The organism is Acinetobacter sp. AOR41_HL, from assembly GCF_027854645.1.
GTDB classification, from domain to species: Bacteria; Pseudomonadota; Gammaproteobacteria; order Pseudomonadales; family Moraxellaceae; genus Acinetobacter; species Acinetobacter nosocomialis.
On sequence record NZ_JAKTHZ010000050.1, the window covers coordinates 135243 to 160683 of the forward strand.

At 40.6% G+C, this 25441-nt stretch carries 21 protein-coding genes; 11 read left to right on the plus strand and 10 right to left on the minus strand.

What is annotated here, in order from left to right; genetic code table 11:
* Positions 1-7 precede the first annotated feature (7 nt).
* Positions 8-349, minus strand: a complete 342-nt coding sequence (locus tag MKL35_RS18990) for an FKBP-type peptidyl-prolyl cis-trans isomerase (protein ID WP_002054441.1) — start codon at positions 347-349, stop codon at positions 8-10.
* 87 nt (positions 350-436) lie between these two features.
* Positions 437-967: a YaeQ family protein gene (locus MKL35_RS18995; RefSeq protein ID WP_002054386.1), complete on the minus strand. Its 531-nt coding sequence runs from the start codon at positions 965-967 to the stop codon at positions 437-439.
* A gap of 189 nt (positions 968-1156) precedes the next feature.
* On the opposite strand from MKL35_RS18995, the gene dctA reads away from it, so the two are divergent.
* The gene (gene dctA, locus MKL35_RS19000; RefSeq protein WP_270914426.1) at positions 1157-2419 is read left to right on the plus strand and encodes a C4-dicarboxylate transporter DctA; all 1263 of its coding nucleotides are present in this window, start codon (positions 1157-1159) and stop codon (positions 2417-2419) included.
* A 40-nt stretch (positions 2420-2459) separates the two neighbouring features.
* Here dctA and MKL35_RS19005 read toward each other — a convergent pair whose 3' ends face one another.
* Positions 2460-3458: a CobW family GTP-binding protein gene (locus MKL35_RS19005; RefSeq protein ID WP_032010813.1), complete on the minus strand. Its 999-nt coding sequence runs from the start codon at positions 3456-3458 to the stop codon at positions 2460-2462.
* A 502-nt stretch (positions 3459-3960) separates the two neighbouring features.
* On the opposite strand from MKL35_RS19005, the gene MKL35_RS19010 reads away from it, so the two are divergent.
* Positions 3961-4158, plus strand: a complete 198-nt coding sequence (locus MKL35_RS19010; protein WP_002054416.1) for a hypothetical protein — start codon at positions 3961-3963, stop codon at positions 4156-4158.
* Positions 4159-4290: 132 nt separating this feature from the next.
* Here MKL35_RS19010 and MKL35_RS19015 read toward each other — a convergent pair whose 3' ends face one another.
* The 4 genes from MKL35_RS19015 to MKL35_RS19030 all read right to left on the minus strand — a co-directional run bounded on the left by MKL35_RS19015 (position 4291) and on the right by MKL35_RS19030 (position 9500).
* Complete coding sequence (locus MKL35_RS19015; RefSeq protein WP_002054353.1) at positions 4291-4806, minus strand: acyl-CoA thioesterase; 516 nt, start codon at positions 4804-4806, stop codon at positions 4291-4293.
* A gap of 261 nt (positions 4807-5067) precedes the next feature.
* Entirely contained in the window at positions 5068-5682 is a 615-nt protein-coding gene (locus tag MKL35_RS19020) for a MarC family protein (RefSeq protein WP_002054351.1), read from the minus strand.
* Between the two features lie 11 nt (positions 5683-5693).
* Positions 5694-7760: a choline transporter gene (locus MKL35_RS19025; protein WP_002054451.1), complete on the minus strand. Its 2067-nt coding sequence runs from the start codon at positions 7758-7760 to the stop codon at positions 5694-5696.
* A gap of 117 nt (positions 7761-7877) precedes the next feature.
* Positions 7878-9500, minus strand: a complete 1623-nt coding sequence (locus tag MKL35_RS19030) for a BCCT family transporter (protein WP_032010816.1) — start codon at positions 9498-9500, stop codon at positions 7878-7880.
* Between the two features lie 265 nt (positions 9501-9765).
* Between MKL35_RS19030 and betI the strand changes: the two genes are divergently transcribed.
* The 7 genes from betI to MKL35_RS19065 all read left to right on the plus strand — a co-directional run bounded on the left by betI (position 9766) and on the right by MKL35_RS19065 (position 18755).
* Positions 9766-10389, plus strand: coding sequence for a transcriptional regulator BetI (betI, locus tag MKL35_RS19035; protein WP_000166965.1), 624 nt, complete (start codon positions 9766-9768; stop codon positions 10387-10389).
* Positions 10382-11854, plus strand: a complete 1473-nt coding sequence (gene betB, locus MKL35_RS19040) for a betaine-aldehyde dehydrogenase (protein WP_002054363.1) — start codon at positions 10382-10384, stop codon at positions 11852-11854. The genes betI and betB overlap by 8 nt, the downstream gene beginning before the upstream one ends.
* A 95-nt stretch (positions 11855-11949) precedes the next feature.
* Positions 11950-13608 (plus strand): choline dehydrogenase, encoded by a 1659-nt coding sequence (gene betA, locus MKL35_RS19045; protein ID WP_004888295.1) that lies wholly within the window; start codon positions 11950-11952, stop codon positions 13606-13608.
* 510 nt (positions 13609-14118) lie between these two features.
* A complete protein-coding gene (mqo, locus tag MKL35_RS19050) occupies positions 14119-15759 on the plus strand; it encodes a malate dehydrogenase (quinone) (protein WP_270914431.1) in 1641 nt (546 codons plus the stop codon).
* Positions 15760-15850: 91 nt separating this feature from the next.
* On the plus strand, positions 15851-16321 hold the full coding sequence (locus MKL35_RS19055) for a hypothetical protein (protein ID WP_032010818.1): 471 nt from the start codon (positions 15851-15853) through the stop codon (positions 16319-16321).
* Positions 16322-16536: 215 nt separating this feature from the next.
* A complete protein-coding gene (locus tag MKL35_RS19060) occupies positions 16537-17415 on the plus strand; it encodes a homocysteine S-methyltransferase family protein (protein WP_032010821.1) in 879 nt (292 codons plus the stop codon).
* Between the two features lie 5 nt (positions 17416-17420).
* Positions 17421-18755, plus strand: coding sequence for a basic amino acid/polyamine antiporter (locus MKL35_RS19065; protein ID WP_001271336.1), 1335 nt, complete (start codon positions 17421-17423; stop codon positions 18753-18755).
* 55 nt (positions 18756-18810) lie between these two features.
* Here MKL35_RS19065 and MKL35_RS19070 read toward each other — a convergent pair whose 3' ends face one another.
* From MKL35_RS19070 to MKL35_RS19080, 3 genes are all read right to left on the minus strand, one after another.
* Positions 18811-20724 carry a lipase family alpha/beta hydrolase gene (locus tag MKL35_RS19070; protein ID WP_032010824.1) on the minus strand — a complete coding sequence of 638 codons (1914 nt, stop codon included), beginning with the start codon at positions 20722-20724 and terminating at the stop codon, positions 18811-18813.
* A 148-nt stretch (positions 20725-20872) separates the two neighbouring features.
* Positions 20873-21580 (minus strand): YoaK family protein, encoded by a 708-nt coding sequence (locus tag MKL35_RS19075; RefSeq protein WP_032010826.1) that lies wholly within the window; start codon positions 21578-21580, stop codon positions 20873-20875.
* A gap of 203 nt (positions 21581-21783) precedes the next feature.
* Entirely contained in the window at positions 21784-22674 is an 891-nt protein-coding gene (locus MKL35_RS19080; RefSeq protein WP_002054446.1) for a LysR family transcriptional regulator, read from the minus strand.
* Between the two features lie 187 nt (positions 22675-22861).
* On the opposite strand from MKL35_RS19080, the gene MKL35_RS19085 reads away from it, so the two are divergent.
* Together MKL35_RS19085 and MKL35_RS19090 are read left to right on the plus strand one after the other, a co-directional pair.
* Positions 22862-23806, plus strand: a complete 945-nt coding sequence (locus MKL35_RS19085) for a dihydrodipicolinate synthase family protein (protein ID WP_000050874.1) — start codon at positions 22862-22864, stop codon at positions 23804-23806.
* Positions 23807-23978: 172 nt separating this feature from the next.
* Positions 23979-25364, plus strand: coding sequence for an MFS transporter (locus MKL35_RS19090; protein WP_106479740.1), 1386 nt, complete (start codon positions 23979-23981; stop codon positions 25362-25364).
* Positions 25365-25441: the final 77 nt, after the last annotated feature.

Consider the following 25441-nt stretch of genomic DNA (forward strand, 5'->3'; position numbering starts at 1 on the left):
TTTGTTTTCATTCATCACGAGTTTTTACATCAAACAATTCAATTTCAAAAATCAAGTTTGAGTTTGCCGGAATAATTTTACCCATTTTGCGTTCGCCATAAGCCAAATGCGCAGGAACAATAAGTTTACGTTTACCACCAACTTTCATTCCCATGATGCCTTGATCCCAACCTTTAATCACACGGCCTGTACCAATGACACATTCGAAATAATTTCCGCGATCAATAGAAGAGTCAAATTTAGTACCATCTTCTAACCACCCTGTATAGTGAGTGGTAATCAAGGCGCCTTTAACCGCTTCTTTACCTTCGCCTACTTTTAAATCGATAATTTCTAATTCAGTGATCATAACATTTCCGTTTCATTTAATTTCACAGCTCAGACTCAATCTTTAGTCTAGCAAGTGAAGTTGTAAAATTTGTTGCGCTTTTCAGTTTTACTGTAATTGTGTCCACACCACATTTGCTTGGCCCTTGTCACTTAACAAAGTCCATTCGTTATCCATAACATTTAACTGTAGCTGCATGGTACGTTCACAAAGTTGTTCTAACTCTGCTGTACTTTCAGGCGCGATTTGCCATACTTGAACATTACCCAGTGTTTTAATTTTACTGTTTCTCTTCCACCAGTCTTCGACTTGGGAACCATAGGCAACAATTGCCACAGTTTTACAACGAGCACTGGCTTTTCTGACTTTATCTTCAGATGGTAAACCAACTTCAATCCAGGTTTCTAACTGCCCTGTTAGGTCTTTTTGCCAAAGTGCTGGCTCATCGGTTTCAAAAAGGTCTTTAGTGAATTCAAGACTATCACTGGCAAAGCGTGCAAATGCCATAACACGAACCATTAATCGTTCTAAAGTTTCTGAAGGATGTAAGGCAAGGGTCAATTGATAATCGCCATAAATATGGTCATCCATATTGGCAATATTCAAGTCTGCCTTATAAATTGTTGCTTTAAGCGCCATAGTTGAGATGTCCAAAAATTTGGCGCTAAGAATACTCGATTTTAATTAAAAATTTATAGAAAAAACTCAGTAATACAAAACTTCTTTCATGCTTCATTTGCATCTTATTCCAAAACAGCCGAGTACTTTCAAAGTTGGCGGGCTTTTTGCTTTAAAGGGTTGTATTCCTCTCTTTTGATTTGATGACTTATGTGGCAAAAAATTAAACGTAGTTTATTTCTACAAGTCCTCTGCGCTCTCTTCCTTGGTATTGCAGTGGGTCTTGCTTTTCATGATTTCTCCCTAGCTTTAAAACCTCTTGGTGATGGTTTTATTTCTCTCATTAAAATGTTGATTGCTCCAATTGTATTCTGTGTAGTAGTACTGGGAATCTATGGTGCAAACGATATTAAAAAAATGGGCAAAGTCGGTGCAAAAACCATTCTTTATTTTGAAGTAGTCACCAGTAATGCTTTAATTTTGGGAATTATTGTTGCTTATGTCTTTAAACCGGGCGTCGGCATGAATATTGATATTAGCCATTTAGATGCTAAAGATTTAAGTACCTATACCGACCGTGCTCACGACATGCATACGGGTTCGGACTTTCTGCTTAATATTATTCCTAAAACATTTACGGCTGCTTTTGCCAACGGTGATATTTTACAGATTTTACTCATCGCGATTTTGTTTGGTGTTTCTCTCCTTTTAATTCCTAAACATTTAGCAGAGCTGGTACGTCAGGCACTTGAAGCTTTTTCTGAAGTTTTCTTTAAAATTATGGGACTGATTATTCGTCTCGCTCCAATTGGTGTATTCGGTTCAGTTGCCTATACCACTGCAAAATTTGGATCAGACTCACTCCTGCAACTCGGTTATCTGGTTTTACTCTTTTATGCAACCTGCATTTTATTTGTTGTGATTGTTTTAGGTTCAATTCTAAAGCTTACCGACCTGAACATTTTCAAGTTTGTGGGCTATTTTAAAGATGAGCTCGCGATTGTATTAGGGACCGCCTCTTCTGACTCGGTACTTCCTCAAGTCATGAAAAAGCTTAAAAACCTAGGCATTAAAGATTCAACAGTCGGTCTGGTCATCCCAACCGGTTATTCTTTTAATTTAGATGGCTTTTCAATTTACTTAACTCTAGGGGTGATCTTTATTGCACAGGCCTGCAATATCGATCTTTCTATGCATGACTTGTTGGCTATTTTGCTGGTTTCGCTCATTACCTCTAAAGGCGCACACGGTATTCCGGGATCTGCCTTAGTGATTCTTGCTGCAACACTTTCAGTCATTCCAAGCTTACCTGCAATTGGTTTAGTACTTTTACTGTCTGTAGACTGGTTTATCGGGATTATCCGTGCCTGTACCAACCTCATTGGTAACTGTGTTGCGACCGTAGTCATTGCCCATTGGGAAAAAGACATCGACCATGCACAAGCAAAACAAGTACTTGATATAAAAAATTGAATTTTTTATGGAGAACATTGAAGTATCTTTTCAATGTTCTCTATTCAGCAATTCTGCAGTCTAATAATTCAGATTCAAATGCCAGCCAGTCGTGGTCATGTTGACTAATCATTTCAATACGATTATCAATCCCTTCTTCACCAGACTTATAGTTAAACTGTTCAGGATTAAAGTTAAAGGTCTTCCATCCCTGATCTGTATTAAAAATTCCTTTAATACGTAGCCAGTCTTTCTGTGCACATAACACATCGAGCAGAGCATAAAATTCAAATTTCCAACGTTTAGGTAATTTCCAACCCGCCACAATATAACCTTGTGCCGACTCAACATAGTGATATGGCAATTGATGAATTTCTTTAGCAACTTCAGCTTCGGTCATTTGTTTTTGAAGCTTCAGTAAAGGTTGTATAGAGCGTGCAGTTAAACGAGCAGGCATATCAATTTGCGCCAGTTCAAGTTGACCATGTTCGGTCTTTAGCCATTGCTGCTGATAAGGTTGGTATTCTTCTTTAAGCTCAACCAGTGCCTGTTCATCTTCAAAAGTCATGGTGTCAGCATGAGAGACCACCACAATTTGTGCAGCCTTTAACTGATCTTCATACAGATTTTGTTTAACCCAATTGGTGTCATGCAAACGGCTACCATCGACAACTGTAACCAATGCACGCATAGCCAAGCTGTTTTGCCAATGCGGTTCGGTTAACTGATCAAATAATTGCGAAGGGTGCCCAAGCCCAGTAGGTTCAATAAAAAGTCGGTCTGGCTTTTGTTCACTTAACAAGCGAGCCAAAGCAATATGCATTGGGAGTTGACTACTACAGCATAAACAGCCGCCCAATAATTCCTTTACTGCATAGCCCTGATCTTGTGGTAGGAGTTGTTGATCAACTCCAATTTCCCCAAACTCATTCATTAAGACCGCCCACACTTCATTTTTGGGTTTCTGACTTAACAAATGCTGCAATAACGTCGTTTTCCCTGCTCCTAAAAACCCTGAAATAATATGGGTAGGAACAGTTTTTTGGGCAAAAATTTTCACAGGTGGCTCAAATCAACAAGGTTTAAAAACTAAAAAAGGTATATCACTGTTTAACTACTATGAAAATGTTTTTTCATTTTGAAGCTATAGTTTTCAATTATCCGGCTAAAACAACCTTTATGTGACATAAATCTCATCAATTATTTAAATTAACTTTAGATAAAAAAGAATTAAACGGAATATTCTATTTATAGGCATTCATAATTCATGCCAGAGTGTTTTGTTTACGTAAACAATTTGGCTTTTTTTTACTCAACAAGAAATATTCTTTCACATTTTTAGCGTTCAACTAGCGCTTTAATTTTACAGTAGACGCACATAAACGGCCCGTATATTTCATATTGTTAAGATAGGCGTAATAGATTGTTAAGTTAATTGATGTAATCCAAAGCTCGGCTTAGCATGTGTCCTAGCTTAGTCATTCAGCCATACATGTTTTATCTCCGTTAGGTTGAACGATTAGGTTTGATTTATTTTTTAATGAATTTAAGGATGCCATAAAATGAAATTAGCTAAAACTTTACTCGCTACTACCCTAGCTTTAACTGCTGCTTCAACTTTTGCTGCTTCTAAACATGATAAAGTTCATGCTCCAGCAGAAGATAAAGTTGTAGTTTCAACTCAAGAACAAGCAAACACTGCAAATGCTGCATCTGAAGCGGTAGGTTCTGCTTCTGAAGCTGCTCCTGCTGCTCAATAATTATCTCTGTACTCTCCTCCAAGCTCAGAGATAATTTTGCTGAAACGAAACAGGAAGTTGAATTTCAGTGAATAAAAAAAAAGATCGAACCATGCTGCGGTTCGATCTTTTTTATTTTAGTCGTTTTTCTTTTTAAGAAGTTTTTTTATACATGCTACAAGAAGGATTATGATTTTCTTGTAGGCGTAATACCTTGCGGTGTTCTGCCGCTTCAAATCGACAGCGTTTCCACTCTGTATCGAGTTTTAATTGAGGCACTTCACGAGGTTTACCATTCTCATCAACCGATACCATCGTGAAATAACAGCTATTGGTGTGGCGCACGGTACGCTTTTGAATATTCTGTGCTTCTACACGAATACCCACTTCCATTGAAGTACGACCCACATGGTTCACACTCGCTAAAAATGTAACGAGTTCGCCCACATAAATCGGTTCTTTAAAATTCACTTTATCTACAGACAACGTTACGACGTAGCTGCCTGAATAACGACTTGCACAAGCATAGGCCACTTGGTCTAGCAGCTTTAGAATTGTTCCACCATGAACATTACCTGAAAAATTTGCCATATCCGGCGTCATTAAAACTGACATGGTTAATTCTGACTGATCATCAGTTACGGTTGTCATTTCATCTAATGTAGGCATGACTCAACTCTGTCTCAAACAAGCTCAGAAAACATTATGGTTGATAATTCACAAAAAAAACATGCTTAAATCCACAACATAGCATCGTATTTTTTAATATTGTTAATTCTTTTTTTGAACGAATATTTTTTAAACTATTATTTTTAATTATTTTTTAGTTTTTCTTAAATAAAAATTTGAGAAGCAGCCAAAAGTAATCAAAAGATGCTATGCCATTTTGTTCCATTTTAAATGACATAGCATCGTTTTATATGAGCCTGACTATACTTTATGGATCAGTCCGGTAATACCATTAATAATCATATCAACAGCAATCGTACCGATTAATAAAGCAGATAAACGCCCGACTATATCAAAATAGCGATCGATGTATTTTGCATGTTTGTAGCGTAAATGATCATGTGAAAATTTCATCAAAATCAAAATACTGCATGTTAAAAACATGGTAAATCCGATCACAAGTGCCGCAGCACCAATCGACATTTCAATACCTGTCACCACAGCCGCACTAATGGTACCCGGCCCGATCATAAAAGGCATCGCGATGGTTCCAGCTAAATGCTCAGGAGCACCGCGCATTTCACCAATGGTGTCGGCCCCCTGAAACACGTAGCGATAGCCAATCACCAAAAAGATAAGGCCACCAAAAATCTGGAAAGCCTCAAAGCGTACATTCAGGTATTTACTAAAGATTGCTTCACCGCCCCATGCAAACAGCATAAAGACGATATAAGCAATCAAGCTCCCCTGAATTAAGGCTTTGTTAAACACCTTGGTTTCTGAATGGCGGATCAGGCCAATCATATAAATGCTCATTAAAAAAGGATTGAGCAAAGAGAAAAATAAAGCAAAAGAATGCAGATATGGTGAGACCATGCATATTCCCCTTAAGCTTGCGGATCTGGGAATAATGGACGGTTCCCAGGGCTAATACGATTAATATGCAAGAACGTCATATGTCGTTCATATTTATCTAAAATATCATTAATGACCTGTTCTTTACTGTAACCAACAAGGTCGTTGTCTTGAGAACCTTCATAAAGATAAGTTTCGAGACGGTAATAGAACTGTTTGCCTCGTTTTACACGCTGACTAAAGTTAGGCGCGCTATAACGGACAGGCCAAATCTGATACACGAAGTTTTGCTCTTCTTCCAAATGAATGGTGATATCGAGGTGATATAGTGCCTCTTCATCTTCAAGTGGGGTTTGCTGCACATCTACGTTCATACCTTGCTTAATGAGTTCGTCAGCTACGGCCTGAACAGCAGGTTTGCAAACGGTATCGAGCATACGTCTGGTTTCAGAGGTTCCCGGATGATGCATAACCCGAGTCAAACGCTGTTTCCAATTGAGGATATCGACGTTACCCACCACAGGTGCTGCGTTCATACTGCGGCTGGCATGCCTATAGTCTTCAAGCCTGAGCGACTTATAAAGACCAGCCATCACTAAGAACATCACGAAACTAAACGGCAGTCCCATAATGATGGTTGCATTTTGCAAAGCGGTAATCCCGTTGGTCATCAGCATAGCAAGCGTTAATAAGCCAATGGCAATTGCCCAAAACACACTTAACCAACGCGGCGCATCATTATCAATATGAGTAAGCTTGGTCGTGAAGTTACCTAAAACCAATGCCCCCGAATCGGCAGAAGTCACATAGAACAAAAGACCTGTTACTGTTGCGACTGAAGCAATAAAGGTAAAGCCCGGGTACTGCGCTAACAGGTCATAAAAACCATGTGCCGGATTAGATAATACCGTTGCAGCCAAAGTCTGGTTGCCTTCAAAAATAACGCTGTGCAATGCGCTATTACCAAAAATGGATAACCACGTTAAGGTAAATAACAGAGGAATAATTAAAGTCCCGCACACAAACTCACGAATGGTACGGCCTCTAGAAATGCGGGCCAAAAACAGCCCTACAAATGGCGACCAAGCAATCCACCATGCCCAGAAGAACAAAGTCCAACTGCTCATCCAATCTTTAGGTTGCTCAAAAGCAAAACTTTGAAGAGCCAAGGTTGGGAAGCGAGTTAAATAATCACCAATATTTTGTACCAGCGCATTGAGTAAAAACTCGGTATTGCCCAAGAACAAAATAAACAGTAAAAGACCAATCGATACATAAATGTTGATTTCAGATAAAATCCGAAGGCCTTTATTCACCCCCGATGTCACTGAAATAATACTAATACCGACCGCAATGGCAATCAGTGCAAACTGCATCCAGATATTCTCTGGCAGTCCTAATAAAACATGTAAACCATAATTCAGCTGTACCACGCCAATCCCACAGGTGGTCGCAATACCAAAAATTGTCCCGATGACGGCGGCAGTATCTACACTATGGCCAATTGCCCCATTAATTCTGTTCCCAAAAATTGGGTAAAGTGCAGAACGAATGGTAAGCGGTAAGTTATAGCGATAACTGAAATAACCAAGTGCCATACCAATCAAGGCATACATACACCATCCGGTCAAACCATAGTGAAACAGCGTCCACACCATACTTTGGCGTGCCGCTTCATAGGTCTGGCCTACGCCAACAGGTGGCTGCATATAATGAGATAATGGCTCAGCCACCGAGAAGAACATTAAATCGATACCAATACCTGCCGAAAACAGCATGGCAGACCAACTCAGTAAACTAAACTCAGGCTTTGAGTGTTTAGGGCCAAGTTTAATCTCACCATACCGTGAGCAGGCAATGAAAATGACAAACACCATATACAGCGTTGCAGCCAGTAAATAGTACCAGCCAAAGGTTGACGTTACCCACGCAAGAACGGTATTAATGGTTCGATTTGCGAAATCGTTAAATAAAAAAGTAACGAGAGAAAAGATTAAAATGATTAGAGCTGAAATATAAAAAACCACACGGTTAAGCGGGTCTTTTTTAGATTTAGATAATGTTAAATCATCAACTGCTCTTGGATTATCTGTTGCCATACAATCCTCAAGGAATAGAAGAAAAATAAAATATTCAATTTAGTCTTTTCACTATTTAACAATAATGAAAAGACTGCTTTGAACGCAAAAAATATAAATAAATGTGATGAACCAAGGTTATAAAACCTCGGTCACTTTGTTCTGGTCACAATTCGATGGAATAGAAATGTCTTTTGAAATAGCTAACTGCTTTTTCGCAACATTCGGGTCAAAATCATCTTGCTTTAGGGCTTTGGCTAGGCCAAACATATAAAGCAAAATAATCACAGAAAATGGTAAACCACATAACACCACTGCACTTTGCATGGAGTTAAAACTACCTGCTAATAATAAGCCGATACTTACAATGGTAATGACCACGGACCAAAAGATGCGTAACCAGATCGGTGAATCACTATCACTGGTGCCCCCTTTCGAGGACAAATTGGCGATCATTAGTGTACCAGACCCAACCGGTGTCAAAAATAAAACGAAACAAATTACAACAACAATCCCGGCAATATAAGGATTAAACGGGAGATATTCGAGTAATTTGAATAATGACAACGCAGGGTCACTTAAAACCATATCACCTAAAACTTTCTGTTTCTGGTTAAGAATAAAATGAATTGCAGTATTTCCAAAAATCGAGATCCAAGCCAAGGTGAAACCTAATGGAATGAGGCATACACCTAAAACCACTTCTCGAATAGTTCGGCCTTTGGAAATGCGGGCAATAAACATTCCTACAAAAGGCGCCCAAGCAATCCACCATGCCCAATAAAACACAGTCCATGAACCCAACCAGCCACTGGCTTTTTGATTGTATAAATACATATCAAAACTTTTACCCATAAAATTATTAAGGTAATCGCCCGTATTTTGTACAAGACCATTTAACAAATGGTTAGTCGGTCCGGTTAAAAATACAAATAAAAGCAAAGCATAGAGTAAACGTAAATTAATACGCGATAACCATGCTAAGCCTTTTTCAATCCCGATCACTGTAGTGACTGTCGCCACAAACATCATGATTAAAACTGCAGTGATTAAAGTTGCAGAGCTATGCGGTATTTCAGGAATTAAATAACAAATACCTGAAACTAACACCAAAGCACCAATACCTAAGTTGGTCACTAATGAAATGACAGTTGCTAAAATACCAAAGCCATCAACAAAATCGCCAACTAGACCATGTACTCGCTCTCCAAAAATTGGATAGAGCGCCGAGCGTAGTGCGAGGGGTAAATCTTGTCTAAAGGCAAAATAACCTAATGTCACACCTAGCAAGGCATAAAGTACCCAGCCATGAATCCCCCAGTGCAAAAAGCTATAGGTCATAGCATTACGGGCGGCCTGAACAGTACCTGCCTCACCTTCTGGTGGTCTTAGAAAATGGTCAACAGGTTCAGCAACACCATAATAAAGTAGCGCGATACCAATACCTGCTGAAAACAACATAGAGGTCCAAGCCAAATAGCCAAACTCAGGTTTGTCGTAGTCTTTTCCTAAAGGAATTTGCCCTACTTTTGAGAAGGCAAGCCAAGCCACAAAGCCTAAACACAGCACAATGACCAACATGTAATACCACCCAAAAAAGTGGTTTACCTGCTCTTGCACATAGGTCAGCCAAAACTGACTTTTTTCTGGAAACAGTACAAATAATAGGCCAAAAATGCCGATACTGACTGCCGAACTCCAAAATACAAAACGATTTAACCGAATATGGTCTGAAGAATATCCATCACTTTTCAACACCATCTTATTGCTCCTTGCAATCGGTGTATTTTTTCCAAAATAACGTGATAAGTACTGGACTTATGCGCATCATCCTATCCGTAAGAACTTCTGATTCTACCTCTTCTTCCCCGAAGTCAGATTCAAAAATTCATTGATTTTTACACATCATACTTGTTATTGATTGAACGTTCAATCAATAACAAGTATGATAAAAAAAGTGCTATGATGCTCTGCAAGTTAACATGCTGAATTTAAAGCACCCCTAAAAGTGCTGATGTGGAAAATCATGACAAAACGCAGAGTAAAACCAGAGCATGTGCGCCGTGAAGAGATTATGAACGCTGCACTCGACGTAATTTATGAAGTGGGGTTATCCAATACCACCATTGCACAAATTGCAAAAAAAGCCGAGTTGTCGACCGGTATTGTCAGCCATTATTTTGGCGACAAACAAGGGTTAATAAATACCTGTATGCAAGAAATGCTCAATGTTTTGCGTCGGAAAACCGAACAATACAGAGCAGAAGCAGATTCGCATCCGGAAAGCCAGATTAAGGCAATTATTGACTCTAACTTTGACATTAGTCAGGTAAATGAAAAAGCAATGCGGGTCTGGTTAGACTTTTGGTCTGCAAGTATGCATGTACCGGACCTGAGCCGTTTGCAAAAGATTAATGATCAACGCCTGTATTCCAACTTGAAGTTTTATTTTCTCAAGTTAATGGATGAACAACAGGCCAGTGTTGCCGCAAGAGGTCTGGCAGCATTGATTGATGGATTATGGCTACGTGGCAGTTTAAGCCGTCACAATGAATTTGATAGCGAGCTGGCCCGTTCCATTGCTTACGATTATGTAAAAACGCAATTGCAATTTGCGAACAAGCCTTTGCAGGAGAGACAAAATGAGTGATGTACAAGTTTATCAACTGTATATCCATGGACGCTACGTTGAAGCAACCAGTGGTAAAACATTTAATAGTATTAACCCTGCCAACGGCGAGACAATCGCGACTCTTCAACAGGCATCTGAACAAGACATTGAAGCTGCTGTAAAAAGTGCCCAACAAGGACAAAAAATCTGGGCAGCCATGACCGCTATGGAGCGTTCACGTATTTTACGTCGCGCTGTCGATATTCTCCGTGAACGTAATGATGAGCTTGCCCGTCTTGAAACACTCGACACCGGTAAAGCCTATAGCGAAACATCTACCGTCGATATTGTGACTGGTGCAGATGTACTCGAATACTACGCCGGACTTGCAACAGCTATTCAGGGCGAACAAGTCCCACTTCGCGAATCAAGTTTCTTTTATACACGCCGTGAACCTTTAGGCGTGGTTGCAGGTATTGGTGCCTGGAACTATCCAATCCAAATCGCTTTATGGAAATCTGCCCCTGCCCTTGCTGCTGGCAATGCCATGATTTTCAAGCCAAGCGAAACAACGCCACTTACTGCATTAAAACTTGCAGAAATCTATACAGAAGCTGGCTTACCAGACGGCGTATTTAACGTAGTACAAGGTGCTGGTCGTGAAATTGGTCAATGGCTCACTGAACATCCTGTGATTGAAAAAATCTCATTCACGGGTGGCGTAGAAACTGGCAAAAAAGTGATGGCAAGCGCTGCTGGCTCTACCCTTAAAGAAGTGACTATGGAGCTTGGTGGTAAGTCACCACTCATTATTTGTGAAGATGCTGACCTTAACCGTGCAGCAGATATTGCGGTTATGGCGAACTTCTTTAGCTCAGGTCAAGTATGTACCAACGGTACCCGTGTATTTGTTCCAAAATCACGTTTAGCCGATTTTGAAAAAGCCGTTGTAGAGCGCGTAAAACGTATTCGCATTGGCGACCCAATGGCTGAAGACACAAACTTCGGTCCGCTCACGAGCTTCCCTCATATGGAAAAAGTGTTGTCTTTCATTGAGTCAGGCAAACAACAAGGCGCTAAAGTGTTAATCGGTGGTGGCCGCGCAACTGAGGGCGAACTTGCCAAAGGCGCTTATGTACTACCAACGGTATTTAGCGACTGCACTGACCAAATGGCGATTGTTCAAGAAGAAATTTTTGGACCGGTTATGAGCATCTTAAGCTATGAAACCGAAGAAGAAGTGATTCAGCGTGCCAACGACACGACCTTTGGTTTAGCTGCCGGTGTGGTTACTCAAGATATTAGCCGCGCTCATCGCATTATTCACCAAATTGAAGCTGGTATTTGCTGGATTAACACCTGGGGCGAATCACCTGCCGAAATGCCAGTCGGTGGCTACAAGCAATCTGGTGTGGGCCGCGAAAATGGCTTAACCACGCTTGGGCACTATACCCGTATCAAATCTATTCAAGTTGAACTTGGCGATTATCAAAGCATTTTTTAATGCCTCAATCGCACTAAAACCTTCAACCTAAATCACATATGCCGAGCAGTCTTTATAGATTGCTCAGGCAAACTGTTAGTAAAAAAAGGATAGTTATGAATATTAAAGAATATGATTACATTATTATTGGCGCAGGATCTGCCGGAAATGTACTCGCTGCGCGTCTTACTGAAGACAAAGATACCACCGTTTTACTGCTAGAAGCAGGTGGACCAGATTATCGCTTGGATTTCCGTACACAAATGCCGGCAGCTTTGGCCTACCCTCTTCAAGGTCGTCGCTATAACTGGGCTTATTTAACTGACCCAGAGCCACATATGAATAACCGTCGTATGGAATGTGGTCGTGGTAAAGGCTTAGGTGGCTCATCTTTAATTAATGGTATGTGCTATATCCGCGGTAACGCAATGGATTTAGAACAATGGGCGACCCATAAAGGCCTTGAAAACTGGACTTATGCCGATTGTTTGCCTTACTACAAAAAAGCCGAAACTCGTGACATTGGTGGCAATGACTATCATGGTGATAGCGGTCCTGTATCAGTGGCTACACCAAAAAATGGCAACAACGTGCTGTTCCATGCTATGGTTGAAGCAGGTGTACAGGCAGGTTACCCACGTACTGACGACTTAAACGGTTACCAACAAGAAGGTTTTGGTCCAATGGACCGTACGGTTACGCCTAAAGGCCGTCGTTCAAGTACCGCACGTGGTTATTTGGATATGGCGAAAGGCCGTCCAAACCTGACTATTTTGACTCATGCAACGACCAACAAAATCTTGTTTAATCAAAAGCAAGCGATTGGTGTTGAATACATTATTGGTGCCGACCAAAACAACCTGCAACGCGCATTGGTTAAACGCGAAGTATTACTTTGTGCAGGCGCAATTGCGTCACCGCAAATTTTACAGCGCTCAGGTGTAGGTCAAAGTACCTTCTTAAAATCAATGGACATTGATGTGGTTCATGATTTGCCGGGTGTGGGTGAAAACTTGCAAGATCACTTGGAAATGTACTTACAGTATAAATGTAAGCAACCCGTTTCTTTATACCCGGCTTTAAAATGGTATAACCAACCTGCCATTGGTGCCGAGTGGTTATTCAATGGTACAGGTATTGGTGCAAGCAACCAGTTTGAAGCGGGTGGATTTATCCGTAGTTCGGATGAGTTTAAGTGGCCAAACATTCAATACCATTTCTTACCAGTAGCTATTAACTACAACGGTAGTAATGCTGTAAAAGAACATGGCTTCCAAGCACACGTGGGTTCAATGCGTTCGCCTTCACGCGGTCGTATCAAACTTAAATCGAAAGACCCATTTGCGCACCCAAGTATCTTGTTTAACTACATGTCGACTGAACAAGACTGGCGTGAGTTCCGTGATGCAATCCGTATTACGCGTGAAATCATGCAGCAACCTGCGCTTGATCCATATCGTGGTGATGAAATTAGTCCGGGCAAACATTTGCAGACAGATGCAGAGCTTGATGACTTTGTTCGCAACCATGCAGAAACAGCTTACCACCCGTCTTGTAGCTGTAAGATGGGTGAAGACGAAATGGCTGTTGTAGATGGTCAAGGCCGCGTACACGGTATGAATGGTTTGCGTGTGGTTGATGCCTCAATTATGCCGCTCATTATTACCGGTAACTTAAATGCAACCACCATTATGATAGCTGAGAAAATTGCAGACCAAATTCGTGGACGTGAAGCATTACCACGTTCAACTGCACCTTTTTATGTAGCTTCATAAAACTATTTAGGGCATATTTCTTATACAGGAATATGCCCTAAATTTAATCCATACCCCACAAGCATTAATAAGAACTATGTATGACAAAAAATAAGCGACTATAAGGTGAACATTTACATAAATCGGGTATGAAATAAAAATTAATTTATTTTTATAGGCAAATTACTATTAAGTGATTCAAGTTTAATCAATATTATTTTATTTATTAAATTTCAATTATTTAAATTAAAATAAAATCTAAAAACAATCTTATAAAAGCCTAATTTGATCAAATATAAATCATATTTATGATTTTAATAGAACCCATTTATTATAAAAATTGTCTTGTCAATGCAAAATTAGTCTAAAATATAGAGTGTTTGCGATAATCCCAAGTAATTTTTCTTTTTTCAAAGTTCTCTGTTTTGGAGAATTTTATTTTCGCATTTATATCCGTTTTGTCTGGATACGCTGTCTAGGTTTCCTCACACCTTAAGTGACTCAAATAACTTATTTTAAGGTTCCCCTTGCATGAAAAAGTTTTTGAAATACCTTCTGGTATTAATCATTCTTATTTTAATTGCAGGTATTGTTTTCTTGTTTAGACCAATTGCGTCAAAACAGGTACAAACTGCAAAAGATGAGCCAGTTGTTGATGCCGTTCTTGTTGGCGGCGGCATCATGAGTGCCACTCTCGGTACTTATTTCACTGAGCTTGAACCGAATTGGCAAATTCGTATGTATGAACGTCTTGACCAAGTTGCTCAAGAAAGTTCAAACGGCTTTAACAATGCCGGAACAGGCCACTCTGGCTTTATGGAAATGAACTATACCGAAGAGAAAAACGGTAAGATGGAAATTGCCAAAGCTGAAAAAGTTGCTTCTCAGTTTGAAGTCGCTAAACAGTTCTGGTCATATCAGGTAAAACAAGGTGTTTTAGCTGAACCGAAAACATTCATTAACCCAGTTCCACACATTGCTTTTGTTTGGGGCGATAACGTTCAGTTCTTAGAAAAACGTTATGCTGCCATGATTCAAAGCCCGCTTTTCAAAGGTATGAAATTTACTGAAGACGCAGCTGTAATTAAACAATGGGCACCTTTAGTGATGAACGATCGTGATCCAACTCAAAAAGTTGCAGCGACGCGTATGGAAGTTGGTTCAGATGTAAACTACGGTTCAATCACGAATCAGTTAGTGAAACACTTAAGCCAAAATCCAAACTTCAAATTGCAGACTTCAACTGAAGTGACTGGCATCAGCCAAAATGATGACAAAACTTGGACTGTGTCTTTCAAAGATTTGAAAACTGGTAAAACAGACCACGTTAAAACACGTTTTGTGTTTATCGGTGCAGGCGGTGCAGCAGTTAAATTATTGCAACTTACTGGTTTACCAGAAGCGAAACAATATGCTGGCTTCCCTGTAGGTGGTGAGTTCTTAATTACTGACAACCCTGCAATTACTTCTCAGCACACTGCGAAAGTATATGGCCGTGCTGAACTTGGTGCGCCTCCAATGTCTGTACCACATATTGATACACGTTATATCGACGGTAAAAAATATGTTTTGTTTGGCCCATTTGCAACGTATTCAAACAAGTTCCTGAAAAATGGTTCTCAGCTTGACTTGCTTGCATCAACCAACAAAAACAACGTTTTACCAATGACGACTGTTGGTTTAGAAAACCTTGATCTTGTTAAATACTTGGTGAGCCAAGTAATGATGTCAGACAAGGACCGCCTAAACGAACTTCGTAAATACTACCCAGATGCGAAAGCTGAAGACTGGCGCTTAAGCCAAGGTGGTCAACGTGTTCAGATCATCAAAAAAGAACCGGGTAAACCTGCAACACTTCAATTCGGTACAGAAATCTTTGCCTCTAAAGATGGTGCTGTAACTGCATTGTTAGGTGCATCTCCGGGTGCTTCAACTTCTCCATACATCATGCTTAACTTGCTTGAAAAAGCTTTCCCAGAGCAAACAGAAGGTAAGTGGAACCAGAAGCTTCATGAAATTGTGGTTTCTTATAAACAAGACTTAAGCAAAGACCCTGTGCTACTCGACAAAGTTCGTCAGTACACAAGTTCTACGCTTGGCTTGAACTATACATCTCCGTTCAAAGCTGCAAACGATGAAACTGCTGCTGCCCCTGTTGCAAAAGCAAACTAAGTTTGATGATGTATAAGTAAAATATCAAAAGGATGAATTTCGATTCGTCCTTTTGTTTTTTTAGACTTCTGTTGAGATATTTAGACTAGCTATGACGCCTTTAAACTCATCACCTCGCCTCTTAACGTTTTGTTTTAAGCTCGTACTTGTTTTGCTACTGGCTTATCTTTTGTTAAGCGGGTTTTATATGTGGATGATTGGCGGTACAGCTATTTATGTCAGCTCAGCCGTGTTACTTGCCATAACGGCTTATGCATTTAAGCTCGGTAAATATCAAAAACTATGTGCTGTTTTAAATGTGCTCATGAGCGCAGTCGCGTTATATTTCAGCACGGCTCATCTATTTTTCTCCCCTATTCAGTTCTTTATATTTTTACCTGCCTTATTTTTTGTTGTGTTGGCTTTTACTCGCCTAAGTAAAGTTCGCAGTTTATCTAAAGTACTCATATTCATTAGTTTATTAGTGTGGTCAGGCGTACATTTTACGCAGCTCGAACAACTTCAAGCCTATTATAAAACACAGCATAGTGGTGAAAGCTGGCAGCAATACGGTGCGCTATAAGACTATTTTTAGTCTGTATACTTCATGAAAATCTATTTTCATTTTCACATGAAGTTCATCAGTAAAACTGAACAGCATTTACAGAATTCCTTTTAAGAAAAAATATTCATAACAATCTAATTTATTTAGAAATATAACGAGCATATTCGCGATTGAATAGCATTCATCTACACGCTAGATTAGCTGAATTATTTTTCTCCCTTTACGTTATATTTATGAAAATTTTAGATGGCGGTTTAGGCCGTGAATTGGCCCGCCGTGGCGCTCCATTTCGTCAACCTGAGTGGTCTGCTCTTGCACTTATTGAAGCACCTGAAACAGTAAAAGAAGTCCACCTTGACTTTATCAACGCTGGTGCAGAAGTCATTACCACCAATAACTATGCAGTTGTGCCATTTCATATTGGGCAAGAACGCTTTGAAACTGACGGCGTACGTTTAATTAAAGTTGCCATCGAACAAGCAAAAAATGCAGTTAAAGAAAGCGGCAAAAATGTCAAAATCGCAGGCTGCCTACCACCGTTATTTGGTTCTTACCGCGCCGACTTGTTCCAGCCAGAACAGGCTAAAAACCTTGCTGAGCCAATCATTAACACATTGGCACCAGAGGTAGATTTCTGGCTCGCTGAAACTCAATCTTGCTTAAAAGAAGTTGAAACAGTACACGCGTTATTGCCACAAGATGATAAAGACTATTGGGTGTCATTTACGCTGCAAGATGAAATTAAACAAGAACAAGCGTTACTTCGTTCTGGCGAAAACATGCAACAAGTGGCTGACTTTATAAAGCAGTCAAATGCTAAAGCAGTATTGTTTAACTGCTGCCAACCTGAAGTGATCTTACAAGCGATTAATGAAATTAAAGGGCTTATTCCTGAGTCTGTACAAATTGGTGCTTATGCCAACGCTTTTCCACCACAGGACGAAAGTGCTACTGCCAACGATGGCTTAGATGAAATTCGTAAAGACTTAGATGCGCCTGCTTATCTTGCTTTTGCCAAACAATGGCAGCAAGCAGGTGCAAGTTTAGTGGGCGGTTGCTGCGGTATTGGACCAGAACACATTGCCGAACTTTCTCAATTTTTTAAAGAATAAATACCATGTCTGCTGCCAAAATCGGATTATTGTCTCTTACAGCGCTGGTATTTAGCTCTATGGTGGGGTCAGGCGTATTTAGCCTTCCCCAAAATATGGCTCAAGTTGCCAACGGCTCTGCCCTTCTTGTTGCATGGCTCATTACCGGAGTCGGCATTATTTTCTTGGCTCTCTCATTGTTGCATTTAACCCGTCAACGACCAGACCTAGACGGTGGTATTTATAACTATGCACGCGAAGGCTTTGGAGACCTCATCGGGTTTTGCTCGGCGTGGGGCTATTGGTTGTGTACCACCATTGGTATTGTCGGTTATGTAGTGATTGCCTTTTCAGGTGTTGGCATGTTTACCGACAGCAAAGACCACGTTATTTTTGGTGAAGGTAATACACTCTACTCTCTGATTGGCTCAAGCATTTTTGTATGGCTGGTACATTGGTTAGTAAGCCGAGGTATTAAGGAAGCAGCCATTGTGAATTTACTGGCGACCATTGCCAAAATTATTCCAATGGTGGTCTTTATCTTCTTTACCTTTATTGCCTTTAAGTTTGATTTGTTCAAACTCAACTTAAATGACTTCTCTTTAAAAGTTCCCCTTTGGCAGCAAGTAAAAGATCTAATGCTCATTACCCTTTGGGTATTTACCGGTATTGAAGGTGCGGTGGTTTTATCATCACGTGCCAAAAACCGTCATGACATTGGCAAAGCGACCATTTTAGGTGTGTTACTGGCATTAAGTTTTTACGTCATGGTTACAGTATTGGCTTATGGTGTGGTGAGCCGTGAAGCCCTTGCTGGCATGCATAACCCCTCTATGGCGACCATTTTGCAGCAACTCATCGGTTTGCCGGGTACCATCATTATTACCATTGGGCTTATTATTTCAGTTTCTTCGTCTTATTTAAGCTGGACGTTATTTGCGACCGAAATTCCATATCTAGCTGCAAAAAATGGCGCATTCCCGAAACTATTTTTAAAGAATAACCAAAATAATGTGCCGATTTCATCACTTTGGCTCACTACTATTGTGGTGCAAGGTTCTCTGATTGCCGTGTATTTTTTCAATAAAAACTACACTCAGCTTTTACTGATTTCATCGGTGATGATTTTACTGCCTTATTTTCTGGTATCGGCGTTTTATCTTAAAGAATCGATTCGCCACAAACGCACGCCGCATATTGCCATTGCAAGTGTCGCTTCAATCTATGCACTTTGGTTGCTCTATGCAGCAGGCTTAGACTTACTGTTGTTATCTGGTGTGTTGTATTTGGTTGGCTTGGTTATTTTTTCAATCAGCTACTTTGAGCATAAAAAATCGCTAAAACAAAACCAGCTCAATTAATTATTTCAACCACTGTTGAGCTATTTCAGCAGTGGTTTTCTAAAAACAAAAAATTCTATTTTGAAGGCTGTGACTGCTTTAAATGCAATCTTAAAATACGGCGTAATTCTAAAATTGCCTCAGGGCTAGTTTGAATCGAATGCCCACCTTTAATAATCAGCTCCGACTGCTCCCCACCCAAATGTGAACTTTGATAAGGCACAATCCCATCACTCATTTTTGACTTATCTGTGGTGCCATTTATGTTGCCCATAATCGAGTGATAGACCACATTGGACGATGGCTGAATGGCTTGGGTCAACTGCATAAAGTTAGAAGAACGACTTAAATTACTTGCTCCGTTTTCAATTAAACCTTTTCTGAGTTTTGTATTTTTCTCATCTCTCATTTCAACCGCAATAAAAAAGTCGGCGGGTAACCGAATAATACGGCGAGCAATTTGGGTAAACCATCGGTCAGCGTAGTCAGTACCATGATGCGGCGCCGAAACAAAAACAACCCGCTTAAAATAGGGCAAATCTTTGAACTGAAAACGTTCTCGAATAACCGGATTTTCTTTTAAACGCTTTAGCTGTGCTTCATTCATTTTTTGCATGGCTTGCTCTGAAACATCAGCATCGCTTACCAATAAACGGCTAATCACTCCACCCATACTATGCCCAACCAACACTGCATCATGCGCAGCGTAACTGTCTTTGGCGACGTTTTGAAAAGCCTGATTCAACAAAGAATAAATCTGAAAACGACTTTCAAAAATCGGCATATTGGTTGAATAAAACACCTGCCAAACCTGGTAGTTTTGTCTTAATTCGGCATCACCCATAATGTCATTGGTTAGGCTTACCCACGCCTCTGGGCTACTTGCCAAGCCATGAATAAATACAATAATTTTTTTATTGGGATTAAAAGGTTCCAGCATATATAAATGTGGCATGATTAAATTGGCTTCTTTATTAATTAAAGACCAATAACCTGCTGCACCTAAATTATATTTCGATAACCATAGCCCATAAGGTGCCGAATAGTTGGCAGTGAGCGGATAGTCCACGCCTTCAACTTTTACGCGGTCCTGTCGGTATGGGTCAAACATGGCAATTTCTAACTCTGCCCCATCAATGACCTGATCGGCTGTGGCCTTTTGTTTTGGGTAAGCGATGGCCGTGACCGGAAAGAAGCGTGGTAAATGAATATTGGGATTACTCTGGTGAGCATAAAAAGCGTCGGGGTCTAAAATAAAGCCATGATTTACATCATGCTCCTTACGCCCCACAATAAATTCAGCGCCTAACCCATCCTTACGGTTGACGGTATTAAACCCTGAAAAGTTCATGTTATAGCTAGAGCGAAAGGTATCGACTTCAATGTTTTGTACATCTACGGCATGATCAAAGTTGACTTGGTACTCATGCCCATCTGCTTTTAGTAAAGGTGGAAAATGAAGCGTATTTAAATGATTAAAATACGTGGTCATGAGCTTTGATAAAGCCACGTTATAAAAAATACGTACCTGATTTTGTCGATGGTCAAATACCCGATCAAAAGGTGACTCTTCAGAATCAAACAAATAGACATAGCTATAGCGCAAGCTTTTATCAAACAACGACAGCTCTTGCTCAACACAACTGTTACTTTTAAAAGTGACATTACACTGGTTACTACGCCCAACATCTAAAGCTTTTGCCAAGTAAATTTCACTCAGCGCAGCATAGCGTTCTTCTCGGCTGCTATTTTCAGACAATCCCTGAATTTTCTTTAAACAGACATTAAAATTTTGCAGACACGACTTTTCATTTTCTTTGACCAAATACAGCAAGTTTTGGGTTTGATGACTTAAAGTATTGTCAGTCAAAATACTTTCATTTTTACTTTTTAAAGCACTGCTTAAATTACTTTCTTTTAAATGAATGACCTGACAACCGCTCAGCAGTCCCATTATAGTAAGCACTAGATAATGGCTGGATTTTGTCATTGTGCATTCCTTTCGCGAATGTATTTCCCCACTCATCATTATGCCCGTAAAGCAGTGCCCGAACAATTTCAGCTCAACTTCGATTTTGCTTTATTGAAAAAATAAAAGCCCGAATTTATTTAAATTCAGGCTCTTTCAATCGCACTGTTTAAGCTTGTTTAAACTTCTGCTGTGAAGCCAAATAAGAAAAATAAAGGATAGGTAAAATAAACGGCGCTACACTCCAAAAGTCAAAATAGACATACAGTACCGCCCCCATCAAAGCGCCTATAACAAAGCCAATGACAATACTGGCACTTTTAAACAGACTTATCCGATTGGCCTGATTATTATTTTTAAGCAAGTTGGCAATATCAATCCCAAGCTGGGTGGTGTTGCCTGTCATCATGGTACTTGGGCTAATATTTTTAATGAGTGTTTTACTTGAAGTATTACGAATAGCTAAGGCAATTAAACCGAGACCACCTGTGATTGCAACCGTAATCGCATCGGCATTTTTAAATGGCTCGAAATAAAGCCCAGCAACCATAAAGGCAAAGAGAAAAATAGCCTCAAATAAAAATAAATAAGACAGCGTTTTGTGTTTAGCTTGACTTCGGTCAATTAAAAGTTTGGTAATCACCACCGTCAAAATAAACAATGGAATAGCCGCAAGTTTAATCCAGACACCTGTACCGCCCTTCACTAAAGCCGCTCCTGCCAGTACCAAGTTACCCGTTACGTGCGCAGTAAAAAAACCAAATAACGCAATAAAGCCAATGGTATCAATTGCCCCACCGACCATAGTCAGTAAAACAGGATCTCGACATAGCGCCCATGTGCTTTGTGTTTCTTGTTGAATTGAGGTCTCTGGCATAAGCAGCATCCTGTTAATTTAAAGTCATTAAATTCAGTACAAAGATGTTTTAAATATTTAAAAACAAATCAAAGCTAAAGTATTTATCAAAACAAAAAAGCATGTAAAAACATAGACTGTTTAATGTCGCAACACTGTCTTCAAAATAGCAACAATTATGATGCGCGCCATGCAACAGTACGAGTCATGAAGTTACAAGTTTTTTAAAGCAAATCGGCCAAATTCCTAATTTCTTCCATCACCGCCTTACACGCAGGCGTTAAATAGCCATGTTTAGAAATAGACAAAGAAATATAACGCTTGAGCGCGGGGTTAATAATTTTTGCAGCTTGAATGGGAGTGTATTGGCTGGCCTTTTTTAACGCTTGCGGCCCCAGCATGGTATACATGCGAGACTCGGAAACCAAATGGGTTTGTAAACTAATCGAGTCGGCTTCAAACACAATATTTAGCTCTACCCCATTTTCATAAGCCATGTGGTCTAAAAAATTGCGCCAGTTACTTGGCCTGCAAAACGTGACCAGCGGTAACTGACTTATCATTTTAAAGTCGACTTCATTTTCACGAGTTAACTCATCTCCTTCACAGCCGACCAAATAGGTATCGGCTTGGGTAAGGTAAACATCGCCTTGTTTAGGCGTCGGGTTAAAGCGATAAAGTATGGCTAAATCGACACTACCATCTTCAAGCCATTTTTCTAAATGCACCCCTTGCCCTTCACGCACTGAAAGTTTAATTAGAGGATATTTCTCTTGAAGCACTTTATACAGAGTCGATAACAATGGATGTGCAGTAGACGGCAAACTGGCAATACGAACCGTACCAATCGGGGTATCGGTCGAGTGCAAAATTTCATTATTGAGTTGATCGGTCACATTTAGCCATGAACGAATTTTAGGAAGTAAATGCTGGCCTAAATCGGTGAGTTCGACGCCCCTTCCAGTTCGGTTAAACAAACGTCCGCCACACTGCGCTTCAAGCTCGTTCATTTGCCGACTGATTTGCGGTTGGTTGGTATTATGCAGCATGGCGACTTTACTTAAGCTACCGAGTTCCACTGCGTCTAAAAATATTTTCCATAATTCATAATTCATCGATTCTTCCTAAATCGTAATGAGGCAGCATTTTGAGCCATACATTTTCAGTATAACTGAAATTCAAGAATTGGTAATTCCTACATAGCTCACCTATTTCTATACTCCAATCATGTTCTCTACAACACGATTTAAGTCAGATTAAGAACCAGAGAATATTTAATTACACTGTATAGGAAGTACGATTATGAGTTTAGATTTACGTGGATTAACCCCAGCACCTGTGACTCCTTTTACCCGTGACGGACAAGTAGACCATGATGCAATTCAACGTTTAGGTTCATGGTTAGGCAGTATTGATGGTGTGAAAGGCTTGGTTGTTCTTGGGCATGCAGGTGAAGGAACATTCTTGTCGCAAAAAGAACAAATGCAGGTCATCGAAAGCTTTGTTAAATCGGTAGATGACAAAATTCCGGTAATCGCAGGGATTACGCTCGAAGGTACTTCGGTTGCAGCAGAAGAAGCAAAACGTGCAGTGAGTGCGGGTGCTTCGGCAGGTTTGATTTACCCTTCACACGGCTGGTTGCGTTTTGGCTATCAAAAAGGTGCGCCACAAGACCGCTATAAAGCGATTTATGAAGAAAGTGGTTTGCCATCGATTTTATTCCAATATCCAGATGCAACGAAGGCCACTTACGACCTAGAGACTCTACTCGATATTTCTGCACAGCCAGGTGTGTTTGCCATGAAAAATGGTGTGCGTAACATGCGCCGCTGGGATGTTGAAATTCCGATTATTCGCCGTGAACGCCCAGACTTACAGGTGTTGACGTGCCACGATGAATATTTGCTTCACACCATGTTTGATGTAGACGGCGCTTTGGTTGGCTACGGTAACATTGCCCCTGAACTGTTAATTGAAATGATTAAAGCAGGTAAAGCCAAAGATTATGCTAAAGCTCGTGCGATTCACGACCAATTATTACCAGTGACTCGCAATGTTTATCACCGCGGTTCACACATGGAAGGCACAGTCGCGCTTAAACATGCATTGGTTGCTCGCGGCATTTTGGACCATGCCACTGTGCGTTCGCCTCTGCTTCCACTCGCTGATGGTGCGGAGCAAGAAATTCATGATGCGATGCGTCAAGCCGGAATTGGCAAGGTCGATTTAACCCAAGCCGTTGCTTAAATTCCATTCGGGCTAGCATATACGCTAGCCTTTTTTTCCTGTACGCTGCCTGAGGCCAAACATCGGGCATGTCTCTTAAAAACAATAATAAAAAGCATGCAAACTGTGGTGAACAGGTAGTGCGAAATAGAACAACAAAACTACGAGGAATGTAGTGATAAGGAGATATAAGATGACAAATCTAGCGGATGTAGAACAAATTAGTCATCATCAAAAAAATGCGGAAATTATTGCAAGACTCGAACGACTACCCGTCACCGGACGATTGCAATTTATGCGAATTACCATCGGGATCGCGACCTTTTTTGACGCTTATACTGTTCTTGCGATTGCCTTTGCTTTACCCCAACTCATAACCGAATGGCACCTAACGCCTGCCTATGTCGGTGCGATCATTGCTGCGGGCTATGTCGGGCAACTGGTCGGTGCGATCTTTTTTGGTTCTCTTGCCGAAAAAGTCGGTCGTTTAAAAGTGCTGTCTTTTACCATTTTACTGTTTGTGGCAATGGACATTTCTTGTCTGTTTGCATGGAGCGGAATGTCACTGTTAATTTTCCGTTTCTTACAAGGTGTTGGTACAGGTGGCGAAGTACCTGTTGCGAGTGCCTATATTAACGAGTTTATTGGTGCAGAAAAGCGCGGTAAGTTTTTCTTGCTCTATGAAGTTTTGTTCCCACTCGGTCTGATGTTTGCAGGCATGGCAGCATTTTTCCTCATGCCAATTTACGGCTGGAAAGTCATGTTTATTGTGGGCTTAATTCCATCAATCTTAGTCATTCCTTTACGGTTTTTCTTGCCTGAGTCACCACGCTGGTTGGCTTCAAAAGGCCATTTTAAAGAAGCCGATCAAGTCGTCAAAAGCTTTGAAGACGGTGCCATTAAAAGCGGTAAAACTTTGCCTGAACCTGTGGTGAAAGAAATTAACCCGCAAGGCATGGCAAAAACCGACTGGCGCGAGCTGTTCCGTGGCATTTACCGCAAACGTACCTTTACCCTGTGGGGCATGTGGTTTTGCGTGTATATGGTGAACAATGCCATGGTGACTTGGCTGCCATCTCTTTACAAACAACACTTTGGCTTGTCGCTGCAAACCAGTTTAGGTTATGGCTGGATTACCTCGGGCGTGGGTGTGATTGCCTCTATTATCTGTGCCTTAATGATCGACAAAGTCGGTCGTCGTCCTTGGTACAGTGCAGCGTTTTTCTTGGCAATTATTCCACTCATGAGTCTCTCGGTTTTAGGTGCAAAATCGGCCATGCAAGTTGTGATTTTAGCGACGCTGAGCTATGCCATTTTGCAAACTATTTCATTCTCTTTATACCTTTACGCTGCCGAACTTTACCCAACTCGCCTACGTGCGATGGGCATTGGTTTTAGTACCGCTTGGTTACGTGCCGGCTCTGCAATTGGACCAGTTATGGTGGGCCTCGTGGTTGGTGGCTATGGCATTCAATATGTGTTTAGTGTACTGGCTGTCGTGGCGCTCATTGGTGGGCTTGTGACCTTCTTGTTTGCCATTGAAACCAAAGGCCAAGTGCTCGAAAAACTCTCTCCTTAATTCATCCATTTCATAAAAAGCTTGCCTAACCTAAGCGTTAGGCAAAGGGCTTATTTATGCTTAAAAAAGGAATTTAA